At 73.4% G+C, this 20,626-nt stretch carries 18 protein-coding genes; 9 read left to right on the top strand and 9 right to left on the bottom strand.

The features are described from left to right. Nucleotides 1–71 precede the first annotated feature (71 nt). Nucleotides 72–674: a DUF1349 domain-containing protein gene (locus IGA62_RS07170; protein ID WP_145815699.1), complete on the bottom strand. Its 603-nt coding sequence runs from the start codon at nucleotides 672–674 to the stop codon at nucleotides 72–74. Nucleotides 675–748: 74 nt separating this feature from the next. Between IGA62_RS07170 and IGA62_RS07165 the strand changes: the two genes are divergently transcribed. Then, complete coding sequence (locus IGA62_RS07165) at nucleotides 749–2,401, top strand: alpha-amylase family protein (protein ID WP_145815700.1); 1,653 nt, start codon at nucleotides 749–751, stop codon at nucleotides 2,399–2,401. 258 nt (nucleotides 2,402–2,659) lie between these two features. Continuing rightward, complete coding sequence (gene fabG, locus IGA62_RS07160; protein ID WP_145815701.1) at nucleotides 2,660–3,418, top strand: 3-oxoacyl-ACP reductase FabG; 759 nt, start codon at nucleotides 2,660–2,662, stop codon at nucleotides 3,416–3,418. Between the two features lie 59 nt (nucleotides 3,419–3,477). Here the strand turns inward: fabG and IGA62_RS07155 are convergent, their stop codons facing one another. Then, a complete protein-coding gene (locus IGA62_RS07155; RefSeq protein WP_091451021.1) occupies nucleotides 3,478–3,894 on the bottom strand; it encodes a hypothetical protein in 417 nt (138 codons plus the stop codon). Between the two features lie 76 nt (nucleotides 3,895–3,970). Further along, nucleotides 3,971–4,363, bottom strand: coding sequence for a hypothetical protein (locus IGA62_RS07150; RefSeq protein WP_186499721.1), 393 nt, complete (start codon nucleotides 4,361–4,363; stop codon nucleotides 3,971–3,973). Nucleotides 4,364–4,524: 161 nt separating this feature from the next. Between IGA62_RS07150 and IGA62_RS07145 the strand changes: the two genes are divergently transcribed. Continuing rightward, complete coding sequence (locus IGA62_RS07145; RefSeq protein ID WP_186499722.1) at nucleotides 4,525–5,427, top strand: Gfo/Idh/MocA family protein; 903 nt, start codon at nucleotides 4,525–4,527, stop codon at nucleotides 5,425–5,427. A gap of 626 nt (nucleotides 5,428–6,053) precedes the next feature. Next, the gene (erm, locus tag IGA62_RS07140) at nucleotides 6,054–6,857 is read left to right on the top strand and encodes an ErmE/ErmH/ErmO/ErmR family 23S rRNA (adenine(2058)-N(6))-methyltransferase (RefSeq protein WP_145815703.1); all 804 of its coding nucleotides are present in this window, start codon (nucleotides 6,054–6,056) and stop codon (nucleotides 6,855–6,857) included. A gap of 84 nt (nucleotides 6,858–6,941) precedes the next feature. Here erm and IGA62_RS07135 read toward each other — a convergent pair whose 3' ends face one another. Further along, a complete protein-coding gene (locus IGA62_RS07135; protein WP_091451014.1) occupies nucleotides 6,942–7,133 on the bottom strand; it encodes a DUF2795 domain-containing protein in 192 nt (63 codons plus the stop codon). A 72-nt stretch (nucleotides 7,134–7,205) separates the two neighbouring features. On the opposite strand from IGA62_RS07135, the gene IGA62_RS07130 reads away from it, so the two are divergent. Beyond that, nucleotides 7,206–8,462: an erythromycin esterase family protein gene (locus tag IGA62_RS07130; RefSeq protein ID WP_145815704.1), complete on the top strand. Its 1,257-nt coding sequence runs from the start codon at nucleotides 7,206–7,208 to the stop codon at nucleotides 8,460–8,462. A 162-nt stretch (nucleotides 8,463–8,624) separates the two neighbouring features. Here the strand turns inward: IGA62_RS07130 and IGA62_RS07125 are convergent, their stop codons facing one another. Both IGA62_RS07125 and IGA62_RS07120 read right to left on the bottom strand, forming a co-directional pair. Next, a complete protein-coding gene (locus tag IGA62_RS07125) occupies nucleotides 8,625–10,889 on the bottom strand; it encodes an MMPL family transporter (protein WP_145815705.1) in 2,265 nt (754 codons plus the stop codon). A gap of 59 nt (nucleotides 10,890–10,948) precedes the next feature. After that, nucleotides 10,949–11,494 carry a TetR/AcrR family transcriptional regulator gene (locus IGA62_RS07120; protein WP_145815706.1) on the bottom strand — a complete coding sequence of 182 codons (546 nt, stop codon included), beginning with the start codon at nucleotides 11,492–11,494 and terminating at the stop codon, nucleotides 10,949–10,951. A 235-nt stretch (nucleotides 11,495–11,729) separates the two neighbouring features. Here IGA62_RS07120 and IGA62_RS07115 point away from each other — a divergent pair, with 235 nt between their 5' ends. After that, entirely contained in the window at nucleotides 11,730–12,710 is a 981-nt protein-coding gene (locus tag IGA62_RS07115) for a DNA polymerase domain-containing protein (protein WP_145815707.1), read from the top strand. Between the two features lie 40 nt (nucleotides 12,711–12,750). Here IGA62_RS07115 and IGA62_RS07110 read toward each other — a convergent pair whose 3' ends face one another. Continuing rightward, complete coding sequence (locus tag IGA62_RS07110) at nucleotides 12,751–14,475, bottom strand: GDSL-type esterase/lipase family protein (RefSeq protein WP_186499723.1); 1,725 nt, start codon at nucleotides 14,473–14,475, stop codon at nucleotides 12,751–12,753. A 146-nt stretch (nucleotides 14,476–14,621) separates the two neighbouring features. Here IGA62_RS07110 and IGA62_RS07105 point away from each other — a divergent pair, with 146 nt between their 5' ends. The 3 genes from IGA62_RS07105 to IGA62_RS07095 all read left to right on the top strand — a co-directional run bounded on the left by IGA62_RS07105 (nucleotide 14,622) and on the right by IGA62_RS07095 (nucleotide 18,832). Further along, nucleotides 14,622–15,614, top strand: coding sequence for a lectin-like domain-containing protein (locus IGA62_RS07105; protein ID WP_145815709.1), 993 nt, complete (start codon nucleotides 14,622–14,624; stop codon nucleotides 15,612–15,614). A 145-nt stretch (nucleotides 15,615–15,759) separates the two neighbouring features. Continuing rightward, nucleotides 15,760–16,425, top strand: coding sequence for a response regulator (locus IGA62_RS07100; RefSeq protein ID WP_145815710.1), 666 nt, complete (start codon nucleotides 15,760–15,762; stop codon nucleotides 16,423–16,425). A gap of 4 nt (nucleotides 16,426–16,429) precedes the next feature. Further along, nucleotides 16,430–18,832, top strand: a complete 2,403-nt coding sequence (locus IGA62_RS07095) for a sensor histidine kinase (RefSeq protein ID WP_190289264.1) — start codon at nucleotides 16,430–16,432, stop codon at nucleotides 18,830–18,832. Nucleotides 18,833–18,879: 47 nt separating this feature from the next. Here IGA62_RS07095 and IGA62_RS07090 read toward each other — a convergent pair whose 3' ends face one another. Together IGA62_RS07090 and IGA62_RS07085 are read right to left on the bottom strand one after the other, a co-directional pair. Next, entirely contained in the window at nucleotides 18,880–19,968 is a 1,089-nt protein-coding gene (locus IGA62_RS07090; protein ID WP_145815712.1) for a sensor histidine kinase, read from the bottom strand. A gap of 86 nt (nucleotides 19,969–20,054) precedes the next feature. After that, on the bottom strand, nucleotides 20,055–20,603 hold the full coding sequence (locus IGA62_RS07085; protein WP_198501213.1) for a sigma-70 family RNA polymerase sigma factor: 549 nt from the start codon (nucleotides 20,601–20,603) through the stop codon (nucleotides 20,055–20,057). Between the last annotated feature and the right edge of the window lie 23 nt (nucleotides 20,604–20,626).

The following is a 20,626-nucleotide window of genomic DNA, read 5'->3' as shown; positions in this document are numbered from 1 at the left end:
GCAGCCGGCACCGCTCCCCGGTGGGACCGTCCGCAGCGGCCGTCGGCTCGGTCGTGCAGGGCGGCGTCGGCTCAGTCGTGCAGGGCGGCGTCGGCCGGGCCGCGACGCCAGCCGGTGAAGCGTACGGTGAGCCCGCCGCGCGTCGGTGAACAGCAGAACGGGCCGACGGTGGCGACCGCCGTCGGAGCCAGCGGGGCGAGGCGGACCAGCCGCCACGGCTGCCCGTCCACCCGGGCGCGGACGGTCAGCGCGTCGCCGGCCCGGCTCGCCCGCACCGTCACCTCCCGGCCGACCCACTCCGGCACCGGCGCGACCGACCAGTCCGAGACGCCCCGGGTGACCACCGCGCCGAGCTGCGCCTGCCCGTCGGAAACCTCGACGCCGGCCTTGGTCCAGTGCTCCTCGTCCACCCGGACCAGCACGCCGGCCTGGTCGAACTGCTCGGTGTAGTCGAGCCGGAAGCTCACCTCGACCGCGCTGCCGGTGGGGAACGGCGCGAGCAGGGCCGGGGCGTCGTCGTGCACGAATCCGTAACTGGTGTGCCGCCACAGGTCGCTGCCGGCGGCGGGTTCGACGAGCAGTCCACCGTCCGGGGTCGCCTCGACCCGTACCGGCGGGCGCAGCCAGCTCCCCTCGGCCCAGTCCACCGGCTGCGACCCGTCCTCACGCTCCATGCCCGGCAGGTTACCCGCCCGGCCGAGGCGTGCTCGTGTTTGCCGTGGTGATCGACAGGAGAAGGTACGACGGCATGGGTGACAGGTGGTACTCCGAGGCCGTCGTCTACTGCCTCGACATCGACACGTACGCGGACTCCGACGGCGACGGGGTCGGTGACATCCGGGGCCTCATCGGTCGGCTCGACTACCTGGCCCGGCTGGGGGTGACCTGCCTCTGGCTGCACCCGATCCACCCGTCGCCGAACAAGGACGACGGCTACGACGTCACCGACTTCTACAACGTCGATCCGCGCTTCGGCACCCTCGGCGACTTCGCCGAACTGCTGCACCAGGCGGCGAACCGGGGCATCCGGGTGATCATCGACCTGGTGGTCAACCACACCTCGGACGAGCACCTCTGGTTCCAGTCGGCCCGGTCGTCGCCGGACTCGCCGTACCGGGACTGGTACGTCTGGTCCGAGCAGGAGCCGGCGGACCGCTTCCAGGGCATGGTCTTCCCGGGCGAACAGCACGAGACCTGGTCCTACGACCGGACCGCGAAGGCCTGGTTCTACCACCGGTTCTACAAGTACCAACCGGATCTCAACATGGCCAACCCGGAGGTCCGGAACGAGGTCAAGAAGATCATGTCGTTCTGGCTCCAGCTCGGTGTCTCCGGGTTCCGGATGGACGCCGTGCCGTTCATCATCGAGCTGACCGAACCGGGCAACGCCAACTCGCCGAAGGACTTCGAGTTCCTCACCGAGCTGCGCCAGCACGTGCAGTGGCGGCGGGGCGACGCGGTCCTGCTCGCCGAGGCCAACGTGGAGCCGGACGAGCTGCCGCAGTTCTTCGGGGACGGCGCGGGCTCGGCCAACCGGGTGCACATGCTCTTCGACTTCATGCTCAACGGGCGGCTGATGCTCGCCCTGGCCCGCCAGGACCCGGAACCGGTGATCGACGCGCTGCGGGACACCCCGGCCCTGCCGCACGGCGGGCAGTGGGCCACCTTCCTGCGCAACCACGACGAGATCGACCTCTCCCGGCTCACCGCCGAGCAGCGTGAGCAGGTGTACGCGCAGTTCGGCCCGGACAAGGAGATGCGCATCTACGACCGGGGCATCCGCCGCCGCTTCGCCCCGATGCTCGGCAACGACCGTCACCGCATCGAGCTGGCGTACGCCCTCCAGTTCTCCCTGCGTGGCACGCCGGTCCTCCGCTACGGCGAGGAGATCGGGATGGGCGAGGACCTCTCCCTGCCCGGCCGGCAGGCGATCCGTACCCCGATGCAGTGGTCGTACCAGCCGAACGCCGGCTTCTCGACGGCGGACCCGGAGAAGCTGGTCCGTCCGGTGATCGACAAGGGGGAGTTCGGCTACGAGAAGGTCAACGTCACCGAGCAGCGCCGGGACCGCAACTCGCTGCTGGCCTGGTTCGAGCGCATGATCCGGACGCTGCGTGAGGCCCCCGAGATCGGCTCCGGTTCCACCACCCACATCGACGTGCCGATGCCGCCCGGCGTGCTCGCCCACCGGGCCGACGGCGTGACCGGCACGATGCTCTTCCTGCACAACCTGGGTACGCGGGACGCGACGGTGGACCTCAGCATGCTGGAGCCCGAGGCCGACCTCCCGGTCGACGTGCTCACCGACCGGGACTACGGCGGGACCGGCAAGCTCGACGCGCTGCGGATCGCCGGCTACGGCTACCGCTGGATCCGGCTGCGTCGCGCCTGGTCCTCCTGACCCGGTACCGCCGCCGCGGATCCCGCTTCCCGCGCGGTCGGTGCGCCTGCTTCCCGCGCGGTTCGTGCGCCCGCTTCCCGCGTTTGCAGGGGCCCCTTGTTACCGCATTTTGTGTAGCAGGGGTCCCCTGCAGGCACCTCAGCCCAAGCGGCGTCGCCGCCCTCCCGCGCGGCCGCACCGCGCTCCCCGCGCCGGGGTCCGCGTGGTGCCGTCACGAGGGGTAGGGTGCGGAGGTCGCCTTGTTACTGGGAGGTAGGTATGGCCGTGGGGCAACGGGTCGCGATCGTCACGGGAGGCGCGCGGGGGATCGGCGCGGCCACCGCCCGCCGGTTGGCCGCCGACGGCCTGGCGGTCGCCGTGGTCGACATCGAGGAGTCCGCCACGAAGGAGACCGTCGAGGCGATCGGCGCGGCCGGCGGCCGGGCACTCGGCGTCGGCGCGGACGTGTCCGATCGGAGTCAGGTCGCGGCGGCGGTGGAGCGGGTCGCCGCCGAGCTGGGCGCGCCGACCGTCCTGGTCAACAACGCCGGGGTGCTCCGCGACAACCTGCTGTTCAAGATGACCGACGCCGACTGGGACACGGTCATGGGGGTGCACCTGCGCGGGGCGTTCCTGTTCAGCCAGGCCGCCCAGAAGCACATGGTGGACCAGAAGTGGGGGCGCATCGTCAACCTCTCCAGCACCTCGGCGCTGGGCAACCGGGGGCAGGCGAACTACGCCGCCGCCAAGGCCGGTCTCCAGGGCTTCACCAAGACGTTGGCGATCGAACTGGGCCCGTTCGGGGTGACGGTCAACGCGGTCGCGCCCGGCTTCATCGTCACCGACATGACCGCGGCGACCGCCGCCCGGATGAAGGTGGACTTCGAGGACCTCCAGAAGCACGCCACCGCCGAGATCCCGGTCCGCCGGGTCGGTCGGCCGGAGGACGTGGCGCACACCATCTCGTTCCTGGTCAGCGAGGGGGCCGGCTTCGTCTCCGGTCAGGTCGTCTACGTCGCCGGTGGCCCCCGCGACTGATCCGTGTCCCGCTGACTCCCTGCCCGGGGCCTCCGCTCGGGCGGGGAGTCAGGCGTGGGTCAGGTCCGCTCGTGCCGGGTGCGGTGGAGCCAGAGCAGGCCGAGCACCGGCAGCACCAGCGGGACGTAGCCGTAGCCGCTGCCGAACCCGGACCAGACCGTGTCGTCCGGGAAGAGTGCCGGGTCGACCAGGCTGAGCGCGCCCACCCCGAGCACCCCGACCAGCTCGATCGTGCAGCAGGCCAGGGCGGTGCGGCGACCGGCGCGCCCGCCCCGGGCCAACCCGACGGTCGCCACGATGTAGATGACCGCGGCCAGCGCGGAGAGCAGGTACGCCAGCGGGGCCTCGTCGAACCTCGTCAGGATCTGGAGTCCGGCCCGCGAGGTCGCCGCGATGGCGAAGAGCAGGTAGACGGCGATCAGCAGCCGTCCCGGCCCCCGGCTGGTGGCACGTTCCGGCGTCCGGGCCGACGTCACCGCCGACGCGGCCCCCGGTCGGTCCGCCGCCGACGCGGCCCTCGGCCGGTCCGCCGCTGATGGTGTCTCCGGTCGGTCAGCCACCGACGACCGCCCAGGTCTGCTGGAGCCGGACCACCACCACCGGGAGCACCAGGCAGACCACGCCGATGATCGCCGCGCCCCAGCGGGTGGGCTCCATCCTCGCCAGCACCCCCGCCAGCGGCGGCAGGAAGACCAACGTCACCAGGTAGCCGGCGAACGCGCCCGGCTCGCCCGGCCGGTCGCCCCCGCCGAGCGCCACCAGGGCGACCACGGTCAGCGCCAGCAGCGCGGTCTCCAGCACGGCCAGGCCGAGCAGGTGGGTGCGGTCCGGCGGCCGGTTGCGGGCCGCCGTCACCAGGCTCCACGCCGCGAGTACGAGCGACAGCACGATCGTGACGGTCGCGAGAACCCCGTCCACGGGCGAGCCGGCTGCGGCACTGGTCAACGGGGCCACCCCGTCCCTACCTCGGTCACCGGGACAGCGTACTCAGCGTCCCGGTCGCCTTCGGGGCACCCTGCGGCTCGGCTGCGTCCGCTCGGCGGGCGCACTAGCGTAGGGCGCGGGCCGGGCCACCGGTCGGGACGCACGAGCGATGGGGGTGCGGGTTGCTGAGGTTCGGGCTGTTCGGCACCGGTCACTGGGCGGCGGAGACGCACGCGGCGGCACTGTCCGCGCATCCACGCGCCGAGCTGGCCGGGGTGTGGGGGCGTAACGCGGAGAAGGCCGCCGCGCTGGCGCGGCGGCACGGCGTGCCCACGTACGACGAGGTGGACGCGCTGATCGACGCGGTGGACGCGGTCGCCGTGGCCCTGCCGCCGGACGTGCAGGCGGAGATCGCGGTCCGCGCCGCCACCGCCGGACGGCACCTGCTGCTGGACAAGCCGTTGGCGCTGGACCGGGCCGTCGCCGACCGGGTGGTCGCCGCCGCCGAGCAGTCCGGCGTCGCCTCGATCGTCTTCTTCACCCAACGTTTCCACCCGAACGTGGTGGGTTTCCTCGGCGCGACCGCCGCCGCGGGCGGCTGGCACCACGCGCGGGCCACCCTGTTCTCCTCGATCTTCGAGCCGGAGACGCCGTACGCGGACTCGGCCTGGCGGCGGGAGCACGGCGCGCTCTGGGACATCGGCCCGCACGCGCTCTCCCAGGTCCTGCCGGTGCTCGGGCGGGTGACCAGGGTGACCGCCACGGACGGGCCGCGTGGGCTGGTGCACCTGCTGCTCACCCACGACGGCGGGGCCACCAGCGCGATGTCGTTGACCCTGGACGCACCGCCGGAGGCGGTGACCCGGGACGTGGTCTTCTTCGGTGAGAACGGCGTCGCGGTCCTGCCGCCCGGGGACGGCAGCCCGGTCGCCGCCTTCGGTATCGCCGTCGACCAACTGGTCGAGGAGATCGACGCGGGTACCCGGGACCACCACTGCGACGTCCGCTTCGGCCGCGAGGTGGTCGCCGTCCTCGCCGCCGCCGAGGAGTCCCGCGCCACCTTGCGGACCATCGTCCTCTCCTGACGCCCGAGGCCACCCACCCGAGTCACGGCGACGCATCGTCCGGGCTGCTCGCCGACTCAGTAGTCCGGCAGGGTGAACGGATCCATCCCCTGCACCCAGCGCTTCTCCAGGGGATGCCAGTCGTATTCGGATCCGTCGTCCGTCGTGAAACGTCCGCACGGGGAAAAGGGAAGGAAAAGGAGCAGGGCGGGGGCTAGGGTGCGGACATGATCACGCATGCCCTGATCGACGTGGCCGCGATGCCGGCCGCGTGGGGCCAGCTTCTGACGGCCCGCCCGCGAGTCCGGCGTCCGGCCCTGGCCGGCCGGTACGCCCACCACGCCTGACCGCTCCGCGTCCGAGTTGACGCGGTCCTGAACCGCCGGCCGCACAGGCCGTGCGGTGGCCCCGCAGTGCAGCCGTTCCCCACCGTCACCCTGCCGCCGTGCGGGGTGGGTTGGTAGCAGGGGACCCCTGCACGACAAAAAGCGGTAGCAGGGGGCCCCTGCATGCACCTCAGCGGGTGGGGCTGGTGTCGCGTGTGCCGCCGTTGCCCAGGGTCGTCCGAGTCCCGATCCGCTCGGACAGGCCCCGCTTCGCGCTGCCTGTCCGCATCGCCGCCGTCCGGCGGCAGACAGGACGAACCCGTGGCGCCCCGCCGAACTCGTACCACCGCACGCGACCGCTCCCGTCGCGTACTGTCCCAGAACTTCCTCACCGACCCGGCCGCCGTCGCGCGGTTCGTCCGGGCGGCCCGCCCCGACCCGGACGGCCTGCTGCTGGAGGTGGGTGCCGGTCGGGGCCAGCTGACCCGGCCGCTGGCCGCCCGCTGCCGGCGACTCGTCGCGTACGAGGTCGACCCGGCCGTCACCGCCGACCTGGCCGCGGTGTGCGCGGCGCTGCCCAGGGTCGACCACCGGCCGGTGGACTTCCTCACGGTGGCACCGCCGGAGGAGCCGTTCGCCGTGGTCGGCAACATCCCCTGGTCACTGACGGCCGCCGTGGTGCGCTGGTGCCTCGCGGCACCGGGGCTGCGGTCCGCGACCCTGCTCACCCAGCTCGAATACGCCCGTAAGCGCAGCGGGGACTACGGCAGGTGGACCCGGCTGACCGTCTCGACCTGGCCCGAGTTCTCCTGGCGGCTGGCCGGTCGGGTGCCCCGGACGGCGTTCCGCCCGGTGCCCCGGGTCGACGCCGGGATCCTGCGCCTGGAACGACGGCCGGAGCCGCTGCTGCCGACGGTGGCGCTGCCGGCGTACCGGAGGATGGTGGAGCTGGGCTTCGGCGGGGTCGGCGGCTCGCTCGCGGCCTCGCTGCGGGCGGCGCACCCGAGGCCCCGAGTCGACGCGGCGCTGCGGGCGGTCCGGCTCGACCCGGCGACCCCGGTCGGCGCGGTCTGGCCGGAGCAGTGGCTGGTGCTGTTCCGGCTGCTGCACGCCCGACGGGGCTGACCGGCGCCTGCACGCCCGACGGGGCTGACCGGCGCCTGCACGCCCGACGGGGCTGACCGGCGCCGTCGCCCGACGTTCCGGCGGTCAGGCGAGGGTGGCCAGTGCGTCGGTCAGCTCGTCGGCGGAGGCGAACTCCCCGACCGGCAACGCCCGGAGGGCCTGGAGCAGTTCGGTGCCCGCGCCGACCTCCTGGGCCCGACGGACCAGGTCCTCCCGGGAAACCGGGTAGTCCAGTCCGGTCAGGTACTCCCACCACTGCCCGTCGGTGACCGTCATGGACGACGGCTACCCGCTGGCGGTCGGCGCACACCCCGGGTTTGCGCCGACCCGCCTCGGGTAGCCGCGGACATGCTGGTCCAGCGGCTCGGCGCACCGAGCGACTTCGACCCGTTGCTGGCGCGTGTCGCCGACGCCCGGATCGTCATGCTCGGCGAGGCGACGCACGGCACCTACGACTACTACCGGCTACGGGAGCAGCTCACCCGCCGGCTGATCGCGGAGTGCGGTTTCTCCTTCGTGGCGGTGGAGGGGGACTGGCCGGACTGCGACCGCGTGCACCGCTCGGTCACCGCCGCCCCGCGCGCTGCCGCCGACCCGCTGGTCGCGCTGGAACGCTTCGAGCGCTGGCCGACCTGGATGTGGGCGAACGCCGAGGTGGCCCGCTTCTGCCGTTGGCTGCGCGCGTGGAACGTGGACCGGGGGCAGGCGGGCCGCGCCGGCTTCCACGGCCTGGACGTCTACAGCCTCTGGGAGTCGATGCAGGCCATCTTCGACTACCTGGGCGAGGAGGACCCGGCGTCGTTGGAGGCCGCGCAGGAGGCGTACCGCTGTTTCGAGCCGTACGGCAAGCGACCCGAGGAGTACGGACTGGCCAGCCGGTTCGTCTCGGCGCGCTGCGAGGAGGAGGTGGTGCGCCTGTTGGCGCGTACCCGGGAACAGGCCACCGCCGACGGCGCGGACCGCTTCTCGGCCTGGCAGAACGCCGAGGTGGTGGCGGGCGCGGAGCGGTACTACCGGGTCATGGTGGCCGGCGGGGAGGAGTCCTGGAACGTCCGCGACATCCACATGGCGGACACCCTGGACCGGCTGCTGGACCGGTACGGACCCGGCTCCCGCGGTGTGGTCTGGGCGCACAACACCCATGTCGGCGACGCCCGGGCCACCGACATGGCCCGCGCCGGCCTGGTCAACCTCGGGCAACTCGCCCGCGAACGGCACGGTGACGCGGCGGTGGTGCTGGTCGGGTTCGGTAGCTACCGGGGTGGCCTGGTGGCCGCGCCGCGCTGGGGATCGGCGGCCGAGACGATGACCGCCCCGCCGGCTCGCCCGGGCTCGCTGGAGCATCGGCTGCACGAGCTGCTGCCGGAGCGATCGGTGCTGGTCTTCGACGGCGCGGACCAGCCGGACTGGGTCACCGACACCGTCGACCACCGGGCGATCGGGGTGGTCTACGACCCGTCCCTGGAGTCGCGGTCCAACTACGTGCCCACCCGGCTGGGCGAGCGTTACGACGCCTTCGTCTGGTGCGACGAGACCACCGCCCTGCACCCGCTGCCCGCCCTGACCACCCCGGGTGAGCTGGAGACGTACCCGGCCGGCACCTGAGTCGTACCGGCCCGGCGGGTCAGCCGTGGCCGCCCGGCGGGGGCTGGTGGCGGTTGGCGTGGATGCAGGGGCCCCCTGTTACCGCTTTTTGTACTGCAGGGGGCCCCTGCTACCACCTCACCCCAGCCCAGCCCAGCCCAGCCTCAGCCGAGCCAGCTCAGCTCAGCGGGCGCCGGTCGTGGCCTTCTCGTCGAGGTGGGCGCGGAGCCCCTCGCCCTCGATGTCGACGTTCGGCAGGGTCCGCTGCAACCAGCGGGGCAACCACCACGCCTTGTCGCCGAGGAGCGACATCACCGCCGGGACGATGGTCATCCGCACCACGAAGGCGTCGATGGCGACACCGATGGCGAGTGCGAAGCCCATCGACTTGATCACCGGGTCGTCGAGGAAGACGAAGCCCCCGAAGACCGAGATCATGATCAGGGCGGCGGCGGTGACCACGCGGGCCCCGTGGCCCATCCCGTTGATGGTGGCCTGGGCGGCGGTGTCCCCGTGCACGAAGTCCTCGCGCATCCGGGAGACCAGGAAGACCTCGTAGTCCATGGCCAACCCGAACAGGATGCCGATGAGCAGGATCGGCAGGAAGCTGATCAGCGGCCCGGGGGTGTCCAACCCGACCAGGTCGGCCAGGGTGCCCTGCTGGAAGACCGCGACGGTGATGCCGAAGGTCGCCGCGACGGTCAGCAGGAAGCCCAGGGCCGCCTTGACCGGCACCAGGATCGAGCGGAACACCAGCATCAGCAGCAGGACGGAGAGGCCGACGACGAGCAGCAGGTAGACCGGGAGCGCGTCGGCGAGCTTCTCCGACACGTCGATGCCGATCGCGGTGACGCCGGTCAGCAGCACGTCGACGCCGTCGATCCCGCCGACCGCGCCCCGGATGTCGTGGACCATCGTCTCGGTCGCCTGGTCGGTCGGGCCGGTCTTCGGGATGACCGCAAGCAGCGCGGTCCGGCCGTCCGGGCTGAGTTGGGGCGGGGCCACCGCGAGTACGCCCTCGGTGCCCTGGATCTCCTGGGTGACCCGGGGGAGGGCAGCGGCGGCCTGCTCGGCGGAGTCACCGGAGACCACCACCACCAGGCGGCCGGTGAAGCCCGGCCCGAAGCCCTCGGTGATCAGGTCGTTGGAGGTCCGGGCCGGTGAGCCGACCGGAGCGGTGCCGGCGTCCGGCAGGGCCAGCCGCATGTCGGTGGTGGGAACGGCGAGCAGCCCCAGCCCGAGCAGGCCGGCCAGGATGACCGGGATCCGCAGCCGGGTGACCCACCGGGCCCAGCGGAACCCGAAGCCGGAGCGGTCCTCGGCCGCGGCAGCTGCCTCAGCGCCCACCTCGGCCGACGTGCCCTCCCCGGCCGACGTGCCCACCTCAGCCGACCGGCCCTCCTTGGCCGGTGTGCCCACCTTGGCCGGGACGGCGGCGCGCAGCCTGCGGGGCAGCACCCGGTTGCCGGCGAAGCCGAGCAGCGCCGGTTGCAGGGTGATCGCGACCAGCACGGCCACGGTGACCGTGCCGGCGGCGGCGAGACCCATCACGGTCAGGAACGGGATGTTGACCACGGCCAGCCCGGCGAGCGCGATGACCACGGTCGCCCCGGCGAAGACGACGGCCGAGCCGGCGGTGCCGACCGCGCGGCCGACGGCCTCCTCGGGGGAGAGCCCGGAGAGCAGGTTCTGCCGGTACCGGGAGGTGATGAAGAGGGAGTAGTCGATGCCGACCGCCAGGCCGAGCATCAGTGCCAGGATGGGAGCGGTGCTGGTCAGGTCGATCACGGCGCTGAGCGCGTAGAGCCCGGCCATGCCCGCCCCGACGCCGATCAGCGCGTTGAGCATGGTCATCCCGGCCGCGACGAGCGAGCCGAAGGTCACCACCAGCACGATCAGGGCGACCAGCACACCGAGCGCCTCGGTCGAGCCGACCTCCGGTTCGGCGTTGAGCACCTCACCGCCGGGGGCGATCTGGTAACCCTGGCTCTCGGCCCGCTCGCCGACCTTCTCGTACGCTTCGCGCTGCTCGTCGGTGACCTCGTCCGCGCCACCGGCGAACTGCACCTGGACCAGCGCGTACCGGGCGTTCGGCGAGACCGCTCCGGCCTGGAACGGGTCGACCGCGCCGACCGCGCCGGGCAGGGTGCCGGCCTCCTGCACCAGCTCCCGGACCACGGCCTGCCCCGCCGGGGTGCCGAGCTGCCCGTCCGCGGGTGCCTTGACGGCGATGGTGCCGGTGGCGCCGCTGGCCGCCGGGAACTCCTTCGCCAGCAGGTCGAGGGCCTCCTGCGACTCGGTGCCGCGCATGGTGAAGTCGCTCGACGTCGGGCCGCGGAACAGCGCCGCAGCCCCGCCGAGCCCGATCAGTGCGACGAGCCAGAGCGTGACGACGAGTCGCCGTCGCCGCAGCGCGCCCCGGCCGAGCCGGTACAACAGGGTCGCCATGATGGGTTTCCTTGTCCTGTCCTCGGGGTCGTGGATGGAAAACGGACGCCGGTGGTGGGTCAGTCGAGGGGCCCGAGGGCCCGGCGGGCGACGGCCAGCAGCGCGGCGCGCAGCTCGTCGTCGTCCAGGTCGGGGAACTCCGCGCAGGCGGCGGCGATCCCGGCGAGCACGATCAGCGCGGCCACCTGTGCCTCGGCCCGGGTGGAGCCGCCGGCCAGGGCGTCGCGGAGCCGGTCGGAGCAGCGCTGGATGTGGGCGAAGGCGGGGTGCTGGAGCAGTTCGGGGAACTCGCCGTGCAGGAGGGCGATCTCCCGGCGGAAGCGCAGCGCCAGCTCGACGAAGCCCTCGACGGCGTCGCGTTGCGCCCTCTGCCCGGTCGACCCGAGCAGCCGCTCGTCGAGCGCCAGCAGCATGGCGATCGCCGGGGCCATCAGCTCGGTGAGGATGGCCTCCTTGTTGGCGAAGTGGTAGAGCACCGCCGCCTTGGAACAGCCCACCTCCCGCGCGATGTCCTGCAACGACGTGCCCTTGTACCCGGTCACCGCGAACCGCCGCGCCGCCGCGGCGAGGATCTCGTCGTGGGTCTCCGGTACCGACCGTGCCACCTGGCCACCTCCTTCACCGAGGATGCCTGACCGATCGGTCAGGAGCTGACCGATCGGTCAGATCGGGGCCGTGGTGTTCGCCACATCACGCCCGCATCGGCTGAGATGGGATGAAGCGTCACCGGGATCGCGTCGGCGAACGGCGGGCAGGGCGGGACGGGCGCTGCTCACGCGGGCGTACGGCGGGTCGGCCGTTCCGGTTGCGCGCGGGGCGGGCGGCCGGGAGGGTGGGCTGATGACGGCTGCGGACGAGGTACGGGACGGTGTCCCCCTGACCAACCTGGACCAGCCGCTCGTCGCCGGCTCCGACCTCACCAAGCGGGACCTGGTCGACTACCTCGACGCCGTCCGGGACCGGCTCCTTCCGGCACTACGCAACCGGCCGCTCTCGGTGGTCCGGGCGCTCCGTGGCCAGGCCCCGTTCCTGCAGAAGAACCTGCCCCGCTACACCCCGGACTGGGTACGCCGGGTGGCGGTGTGGGCGGAGGCGTCCCACCGCGAGGTGTCGTACGCGCTCTGCGACGACCGCCGCACCCTGCTCTGGTTCGCCAACCAGCGCTCGGTGGAGTACCACCCGACCCTCGCCACCGCCGACGACCCGCAGCGCCCCACCCACCTCGTGCTCGACCTCGACCCACCCGATCCGGACGCCTTCGGGATGGCCGTGGCCGCCGCCGGACTGGTCCGGCAGGCACTCGCCGACGTGGGTCTCACCGGCGCGGTCAAGACCAGCGGGGCCAAGGGGGTGCACGTTTTCGTGCCGGTGGACCCGGGGACCGATCCGGCGGACACCGCCGCCGCCACCCGGGCCCTCGCCGCCCGCGCGGCGCGGATCGACCCGGCGCTGGCGACCACCGCCTTCATCCGCGAGGACCGGGGTGGTCGCGTCTTCGTCGACTCCACCCGGGCCGGCGGGGCGACCGTGGTCGCCGCGTACAGCCCCCGGCTGCGTCCCGGCGTTCCGGTCTCCTTCCCGGTCGACTGGGCCGATCTCGCCGACGTGACGCCGGCCGACTTCACCCTCCGGACCGTGCCGGCGCTGGTCGCCGCGCATGATCCGTGGTCGGCGGGGATGCCCGCGCCGCAGCGGCTCCCGGCGGACCTGGTGGCCGAGGGGCACACCATCCCGGTGGCCCGGGTCCAGGCCATGCACGAGGGGAAGCGGCGGGCCCGGGCCCGCCGGGCCGCCGGAGCGGAAGCCGGCGGGACCGGCTAGCCCCAGGCGGCGACCGGCGCCGCCCGGTGGGAGCCGCCGCCTAGTTGCCGCCGCGGTTCAGCCAGGCGCGGACCGCGCCGCCCCGGTCGACCACCAGGTAGTCGGCCTTCCCGTCGCCGCTGATGTCGGCGAACTGGATGTACGGGCGGGGGTAGCCGGATTCGTGGGCCCAGTCGTGGCGGGCCTGGAAGCTGCCGTTGCCCCCGCCGCCACGGTTGAGGAAGGCGTGCACCGCGCCGCCGTCGACGCTGACCTGGAGGTAGTCGGCCTTCCCGTCACCGTCGCCGTCGGCGAACCGGACCGCCTCCAGCGACGAGCCCCGGGTGCCGCCGGCCCAGTTGAGCCACAACCGCCAGGCCGGCGGCTGTGGCTTGCCCGCCTGGCGTTCGGTGGCGGGGTCCCACATGTTGCGGTACGCGTGCACCGCGCCCTTCGCGCCGACCCGCAGCAGGTCGTCACGCCCGTCTCCGGTGACGTCCGCGAAGCGCAGGTTGTTCCGGTTGAAGGACGCGTCGCGGAAGACGATCCCCCAGGGGACGAACGCCAGCCTGCCACCCGGGCCCTTGACGTTGAGGTACGCCCGCACCACGCTGGTGGAACCGACCACGAGGTAGTCGTCGCGCCCGTCCCCGTTGAGGTCGGCGAACCGCACCTCGTCGCCGCTGACCGTCAGCTGTGCCGCGGGGGCGTACCTGCCCACGTCCACCCAGTCGGGTTTCCCGGGCGTGCCGACCGTGTTCGCCGAGGCGCGGAAGCTGCCGTCCGGGTAGACCTGGACATAGTCGGCCCGCTTGTCGCTGTTCAGTTCGGCGATGATCGTACGGCCGGGGGTGCCGCCGTAGCCGGGGGCGATCACGCCCAGCGTGCGCCACCCCGCACCGAGCGCCGGGTCGTCGGAGCCTCCGGGTGAGCAGGCGGTGGGGGCGTTCTCCGGCAGCGGAGCCTGGATCCAGCCCCTGCGGTTCGCCTCGAGCACGCTTTCGTACCAGGCGGCGGCCATCTTGGCGTAGCCATCGTCGTTCGGGTGGGCGTCGCTCTGCAGACCGTCGGTGACCAGCACCCTGCTCATGTCCACCAGCAGCACACGCTTGCCCTGGTCCTGAAGGTCCCGCACCACGGCGGGCAGCGCCGCGTTGTACGCGTCGATGCGCGACTGCAAACCGGCCTTGCCGATCGGGATGAGCTGGGCGACCAGCACCGTGGCCCGTGGTGAGTCGGCCAGCGTCTGGTCGACCAGGTTCCTGAGCCGGGTGGGCGCGGACGGCAGCGCGGAGTTCTGGCTGATGTCGTTGGTGCCGGCGTGCAGCGTGACGACGTTCGGCTGATAGCGCGGCACGCTACAGTCGGCGACGCCCGCGATCTCGTCGATCCGGTCGCCGGGGTGGCCCTCGTGGTCGTTGTCCTTCATCGACCCGGTCTTCGCCGATCCGACGAAGTTGACGTGCCGCGCGTTGCCCTTCAGGTAGTCGTACAACTCGTCGCGGTAGCCGTTCCGGTCGGCACTCTCCACGCCGTAGGTGATCGAGTCACCGAGCGGCATCAGGCGGATGTCCAGACTGCTCAGCGCGAGGCCCTGCGCGGTGGGCGCCGCCCCGGTGAGCTGCTTCTTCGTGTCTACGCAGTCCGGCCTCCCGTCGACGTCGGGATGGCACGGAGCCGGCACGGCGTCCGCGTCCCGGATCGCCGCGACACCGACCGCGGTCAGCGACAGCGCCGCGACGACCGAGATCAGCCACGCGATGTGCGCTTTCCGCCGAGGAGACATGGAGGCCCCTTCCATAGGGGATTCGGCAGTGTGCCGAGATAGTAGAGCGCTGATACCCGTGAACCGTGACCCGTTTCCGGCACGTGCAGGGAGCGTGACACACGACGACGACACGGGTGTGCGCTCACGAGGCGGGAGCTGACGTGATGTTCGCACGTTCTGGCCGTTTCAACCGGCCTCCATCCCGACGGCAGGTCTCGCGGCCCGGCGTCGCGCGGGCGGCGGCGGTCGCGGTGGTCGCCGCCGCCGCTGCCTTCGCGTTCTCGACGGGCGACGCCGCCGAGAACCCGGACGCGGTGCCGCTCGACGCGCCCACCGCCCTGGTGCTGGCGAACGCAGCCCCGTCCGCCCCGGCGACCCACGAGCGGACCAGGGCGGCACCGGCGACCCACGAGCGGACCAGGGCGGCACCGGCACCGACAGCCGGCCGGACCCGGCCACCGACGGTGCGGATGCCGATGAGCAAGGTCGCGCCGGTGTTCTCGTTCAAGGGTTTCCGCGACGACGCCAACCTGCGGCTCAACGGGTCGGCGACCGTCGCGGACGGGCGGCTGGTGCTGGCGTCCGGGCGGGACCGGGCGGGCAGCGCGTGGGCGACCACCAGGATCGACCCGTCCCGCTCCTTCAGCACGGGGTTCTCCTTCGAGATCAGCAAGATCAGCGACGGGATCGCGTTCGTGGTCCAGGGCCAGTCCCGCACCGCGCGCGGGAGCAGTGGTGAAGGGCTCGGGTACGGTGCCCGGCCGGACACCGGCCGGCCGAGGATCCAGCCGAGCCTGGCGGTCGAGTTCGACACGTGGCCCAACCGGTTCGACCCCGTCGACCGCCAGCACGTCGCGGTGACCAGGAACGGTGACGTCACCCGGCACCTCGTGTGGAAGGAGCCGGGCTTCAGCCTGTACGGCAGGGGCGTCGTCAACGTGTGGATCGACTACGACGCCCGGCTGCACCGACTGCGGGTCTACGTGAGCGGGACGTCCGGCTTCCGCCCGGCCCGGCCGCTGTTGACGACATTCGTCGACCTGCGCCGGATCGTCGGTACCGGGCAGGCGCACGTCGGGCTCACCGGCGGCACCGGCATCACGACGGTGGCTGACCCGGTGGCGGCGGTGACTGCCTGGAACCTGAAGCTGAGATAGCGGTGCCCGTGGACCGGCTGCGGGAGTTTCCGGGCCCGGCCGCCGCCACCACGCGACGTCATGGTCGACCGTGACAACGCCGTGCCGATACGCCACTGTATTGGGGGATCACAAGATCGCCGGTGTCGAGGTCGGGAGGCGGGCCATGGACGTTGCGGTGGCTGACGACGGCGCGCTGTTCCGGGAGGGCCTGCAACTGCTGCTGTCCGCTGCCGGGCACACGGTGGTCGGCTGCGTGGAGGACGGCGACCGGCTGCTGGAGTTGATGGCCCGTACCCCGGTCGACGTGGCCATCATGGACATTCGGATGCCGCCGGGCGCGGACGGCGGACTGGACACCGCCCAGCGCGTACGGGCGAGGTTCCCCGACGTCGGGCTGCTGCTGCTGTCCCAGCACGCCGAGGCGCACTACCTGTTCCGGCTGCTGGAGATCGGCACCGAGCGGATCGGGTACCGGCTCAAGGACCAGGTGGCCGGGGTAGCCGTGCTCGCCGACACGCTGGTGCGCATCGCCGCCGGTGAGATCGTGATCGAGCCGGTCCTGGCCGCCAACCTGGTGGACCGGCCGAGTCCCCCGGTACGTAGTCAGCTGGCCGATCTCACCGAGCAGGAACGCGCCGTGCTGCGACTCATGGCGGAAGGACGGTCGAACTCCGGGATCGCGACGGAGCTGTTCCTCTCCGTCAAGACGGTCGAGAAACGGATCGCCAGCATCTTCACCAAGCTGAACCTGCCGGCCGAGTCGGCAGCGCACCACCGCCGGGTCCTGGCGGTGCTCGCGTACATGCGCTCGAACCAGATGGCGGACTAGAGCCGTGCTTGGGGCCACCGGCGGCGAGCGGGCGCATCCGTCCCGTCCAGGCGGGTCGTTCACCGCCCTGGTCCAGATGGCGTCCTCGGGTGCGCTGCCCGCGCCGGCCGGGCCGCAGGACCCGCTGGGCGGGTACCGGCCGGTTCTGCGCACGCTGCTGCGGGAACTCGCCCAGGCGCACACGGTGCGCTACGCGGCACTGTGGCTGCCGGCGGAGACGGCACCCGGCACCAGCGGCCCACCCTGGGCACCCGCCGTCGCATGGCAGTCCCGACGCTGGGGGCGGGGCGCGCTGCCGAATCCGGTAGCCGACCCGGACCTGCTGCTGGACGCGGCCGGGGTGGTCGCGACGGCGGACGTGACCGACGGCGGGGCCCGGTACGGGGTGCTGGTGCTGGCACACCCGGAGGACCCCCGGTATTCGCTGGCCGGGACGGCGTCGCTGGGTGAGACGGCGGTCTGCGTCGGCCTGCTGCTGCGCCAGGCCCGCCACCGGGCGGCGTGCATCGCCGTGCGGGACCGGGTCGACCGGGCGGTGCAGCGGGTCGGCGCGACCCAGTTGGAGCTGCTCACGGTGCAGGCGGTGGAACGCGACCGGCTCGCCACGGCGGTCACCGCGACACCCGGCCGGCAGCTACAGGCGATCCTGGACCGCACCACGGAGCTGAAGCGGGCACTGCGCGCCGGCTCCCCGGAGGCCACGGAGATCGCCGGTGGCATCCGGGCCGGGCTGGGCGAGATGATCGAGCAGTTCCGGTCCGTCGTCCGCGGGGTGTACCCGCAGGTGCTGCGCAGTACCGGCGTGCGTGCGGCGCTGGAGGAGGTCACCGCGACGCTGCCCGTGCCGGTGGTGTTCAGCGGCGAACTGGGCCGGCGCCAGGGCTGGGAGGTCGAGTCCGGGCTGTACCAGGCGGGCGCGTCCGCGGCGGCGGCGCTGGGCGCCAGCGGCGGCGAGCAGCCGGTGACCCTGGACCTGGGCCGGTCCGGCGGCGTGCTGACGATCCGCGCGCAGCGGGCCGGCACCGAGCCGGCCGAGGTCGCCGTGGCGCTGCGGGACGACTCCCGACGGCTGGCCGCGCTGGGCGGCCGGCTGCGGGTGGAGCGGGCCGGCCGGGATGAGCCGACCGTGGTGGACATCCTGTTGCCGGAGCGGCTCGGCGGCGACTGGCCGGAGTCTGCGCGTACCACCGAGCCGCAGCCGGGCGAGTCGCAGCCGGGCGAGCCGCAGCCGGGCGAGCCGCAGCCGGGCGAGCCGCAGTCGGCCGAGGCCGCCGCCGAGCCCGAGCTGTTGGCCGGTGTTTCCGTGCGTCGCCTGCTGACCCTGCTCGTGACCAGCCGGGAGGCGTCGGTGGACAGCCCGCCGCTGCGGGTCGCGGTCGACCGGCAGGACGGTAGGGCCAGAGTGGTGGTGGTCGGGGCCCCGGCGTCCGAGCTGCTGTCGGCGCTGCGCGGGCCGGCCGGCACCGCCCGGTGGGAGCCACCGGCCGGAGTGGTCCCGCCGACCGGTTACCAGTACCAGCCGTACCCGCGGATCACGCTGGACCCGGCTCGCGGGGCACCACCGTGGCGGCCCGTCCGGCTGTCCGACTGGTCCGGTGCCGCGTGGCCGGGCGCGGCGGCCGGGGTGGAGCGGATCCTGGTGGAGGGGCCGGTGGACGCGCTGCGCGGGCTGCGACTGCTGCACCACCGCGACGACGTCGACGCCGACCTCGCGGCCCGGCTGCGCCGCTGGACGGGAACCGCCGACGGGCCCCCCGACGCGGTCGTGCTGGCGCTGTCCGGGCCGCCCAGCGCGGCGGAGTCGGAGTTCCTGACCGCCCTGCGGTCGCCGTACGGGGAAGGGTTCCCCCCGGTGGTGATCTGCGCGCTGCGCGCGGGCACCGCCGCGACGGCCGGTTCACCGCCGGAACCGGGGTCGATGTGCGACGCGGTCGTGGACTGGCCTGCGGCCCCGGACGGCGGTACCGGGATCGAGGCGGCGCTGCGCACCCGGGTATGCGCCCGGACCGGGGTGCTGGCCGCCCGGTGGGCGCTGCGCGCACTGGTGACCTGCCTGACCACGGGGCAGTTGGACGACCAGTTCGCCCGGGCGGTGGAGGCGGCCGTCGCGGGCGCGCACGAGATACCCGAGCTGGACCTGTTGCAGGCGTTGCAGGGCGGGCGGATCCGGCTGCCGCGCGGGCACGACGAGGCGGTGCGCCTGCTCGGCGCGCATGGTCCGGACGCGCGGTCCCGGCTCGGCCTGGCCGGTGACGCGGACCCGGGGGAGGTGACCCGGGCCGCGAACCGGGCACTGGCGTTCTGGCGGGCCCAGGCCCTGACGCCGGACACGGGACTGGCCGGGCGCAGTGCGTGCGCGCTGCTGGTACGGACGTGCGAGCGGCTGCTCACCGACGGCGTCGAGTGACCGGCGTCCGGCACGGGCGGGCGGTCCGGCGGTGCCGGCGGGACGGCTCAGATCGCCACGAGCCCGGTGACCCGGGTGCCGGTGGTCGGGCTCGACCGCACCGTCAGCGTGCCTTCGACCTGGGCCAGGCGGGCGGCGAGCTGGCGCAGCGGCATCCGGCCCTCGGTGTCGAAGCCCGGCCCGGTGTCGGCCACCTCGAAGCTGAGGCCCCGGCGGGAGGTACGTAGCGTCAACGTGACCGCGGCACCCGGGGCGTGCTTGTGCGCGTTGCTGACCGCCTCCAGGCAGGCCAGGTAGACGGCGGCCTCCACCTCGGGCAGGTACCGGTAACCGATCAGTTCCGGGTCGATGTCCAGGGTGACGGTGTCGAGCGCCTCCAGCCGGGCCGTCAACGCGGCCACCAGACCGTGGTCGGTCAACGGTGCCAGCAGGCCGGTCGCGGTGGTGTGCAGCACCTCCTCGGTGCTGGCCAGCAGCTCCCGCAGTCGGTCGAGGTGCTGGCCCGCCTCGGCGGCGTTGCCGGCGTCGAGCTGGTGTTCCACCATGGCCAGTGACATCTGCAACGCGACCATGTGGTGTTGGGCGCCGTCGTGCAGGTCGCGCTCCAGCTGGTACCGCTGGTGTTCCATCTCGCCCGCGGCCCGCAGCCGGGTGTCGGCCAGCAGCAGGGTGCTCTGACCGATCAGCCTCTCCGCGCGTTCGGTGATCAGCTGGGCCTGGATGTCGCTGACCAGCAGGCGGGTCACCGCGTGCAGCTCGGGCCACCGGCGCAGCCGCTCGGCCGCCACCGGCGGCTCGACCACGAGGTCGGCCAGGACCTGCTCACCGTCACACAGCCGCACCGGCGTCGCCCCGGTCCCGGTTGCCGCCGCCTCGGCGTCGGTGGCCGGCCAGCGGTACTCCTGGACGGTGTGCTCGGCCGCCGCGTCGGCGTCGTGGCCCGCCGGCAGGGGCAGCCACAGGGCGATGGTGACCGTGGTGGCCCCCAGGCACCCGCCCAGCGTCCGGGCCAGGGCTTCGGCCTGCACTCCCGGCAGTGGTCGACCCGGCAGGCCGTGCACCGCGTCGATCACCCGGGCCACGTCGTCCGGCGGCCCCGGGGACGGCCCGTCGGTCTGTTGCGTCGAGCGGCGCATGCCCCTCACTGTAGGCGGCTCCGGTCGGGGCGGCTGGCCCGGCTCGTGGGCCGCGGCGGCCGTCCGCCACGGTCGCGTCCAGCGGCTCACGCGACGCAGAGCAGGTGGCCGGCCGTCGCCTTGCGGGCTGCCCGCAGCGCGTAGTGCAACCGGCTCTTGACCGTGCCGACCGGCACCCCGAGCGTCGCGCTGATCTCGGCCGCGGTCCGACCGTTCAGGTACGTCTCCACCAGCGCGGCCCGGTGCTCCGGCCACAGCCCGCGCAGCACCTGCTCGACCAGCAGGGAGTCCACCACACCGGCCATCGGGTCCGCCGTGGACACCTCGGCGGCGTTCTCGATGTCCACCTCGGTCGGCCGGGCCTTCTTCATCCGGTACCCGTCCATCACCAGGTTGTGCACCACCCGGCGCAGCCAGCCCAGCACCGACCCCCGATCGGCGGTGAGCTGGTCCAGGTGCCGCCACGCCCGCAGGAACGCCTCCTGCACCACGTCCTCGGCGCGTCCGGTGTCGCCGTCGGTCAGTCGCTGCGCGTACCTCAGTAGCGGCTGCTGGTAGGTGTCCATCAGTTCGCGTAGGCGGGAATCGCTCTCCAGCGCGTTGCCCTGTCGCCTGCTCTGTGCCCGTTCGCCCATGCCCAAGACAGTGCCGCCACGGG

It is taken from the genome of Micromonospora sagamiensis (genome assembly GCF_014680085.1).
Classification (GTDB): Bacteria; Actinomycetota; Actinomycetes; order Mycobacteriales; family Micromonosporaceae; genus Micromonospora; species Micromonospora inyonensis.
Note: the sequence above shows the minus strand (reverse complement) of the source record. Positions and strands in the feature narration are given on the sequence as shown.

Excerpts from the sequence above, each read along its gene's own strand:
- IGA62_RS07170 (WP_145815699.1), bottom strand. The coding sequence starts at position 674 with ATGGAGCGTGAGGACGGGTCGCAGCCGGTGGACTGGGCCGAGGGGAGC.
- fabG (WP_145815701.1), top strand. The coding sequence starts at position 2,660 with ATGGCCGTGGGGCAACGGGTCGCGATCGTCACGGGAGGCGCGCGGGGG.
- IGA62_RS07115 (WP_145815707.1), top strand. The coding sequence starts at position 11,730 with ATGACGGCTGCGGACGAGGTACGGGACGGTGTCCCCCTGACCAACCTG.
- IGA62_RS07100 (WP_145815710.1), top strand. The coding sequence starts at position 15,760 with ATGGACGTTGCGGTGGCTGACGACGGCGCGCTGTTCCGGGAGGGCCTG.
- IGA62_RS07135 (WP_091451014.1), bottom strand. The coding sequence starts at position 7,133 with ATGACGGTCACCGACGGGCAGTGGTGGGAGTACCTGACCGGACTGGAC.
- IGA62_RS07105 (WP_145815709.1), top strand. The coding sequence starts at position 14,622 with ATGTTCGCACGTTCTGGCCGTTTCAACCGGCCTCCATCCCGACGGCAG.
- IGA62_RS07125 (WP_145815705.1), bottom strand. The coding sequence starts at position 10,889 with ATGGCGACCCTGTTGTACCGGCTCGGCCGGGGCGCGCTGCGGCGACGG.
- IGA62_RS07165 (WP_145815700.1), top strand. The coding sequence starts at position 749 with ATGGGTGACAGGTGGTACTCCGAGGCCGTCGTCTACTGCCTCGACATC.
- IGA62_RS07090 (WP_145815712.1), bottom strand. The coding sequence starts at position 19,968 with ATGCGCCGCTCGACGCAACAGACCGACGGGCCGTCCCCGGGGCCGCCG.
- IGA62_RS07130 (WP_145815704.1), top strand. The coding sequence starts at position 7,206 with ATGCTGGTCCAGCGGCTCGGCGCACCGAGCGACTTCGACCCGTTGCTG.
- IGA62_RS07085 (WP_198501213.1), bottom strand. The coding sequence starts at position 20,603 with ATGGGCGAACGGGCACAGAGCAGGCGACAGGGCAACGCGCTGGAGAGC.
- IGA62_RS07110 (WP_186499723.1), bottom strand. The coding sequence starts at position 14,475 with ATGTCTCCTCGGCGGAAAGCGCACATCGCGTGGCTGATCTCGGTCGTC.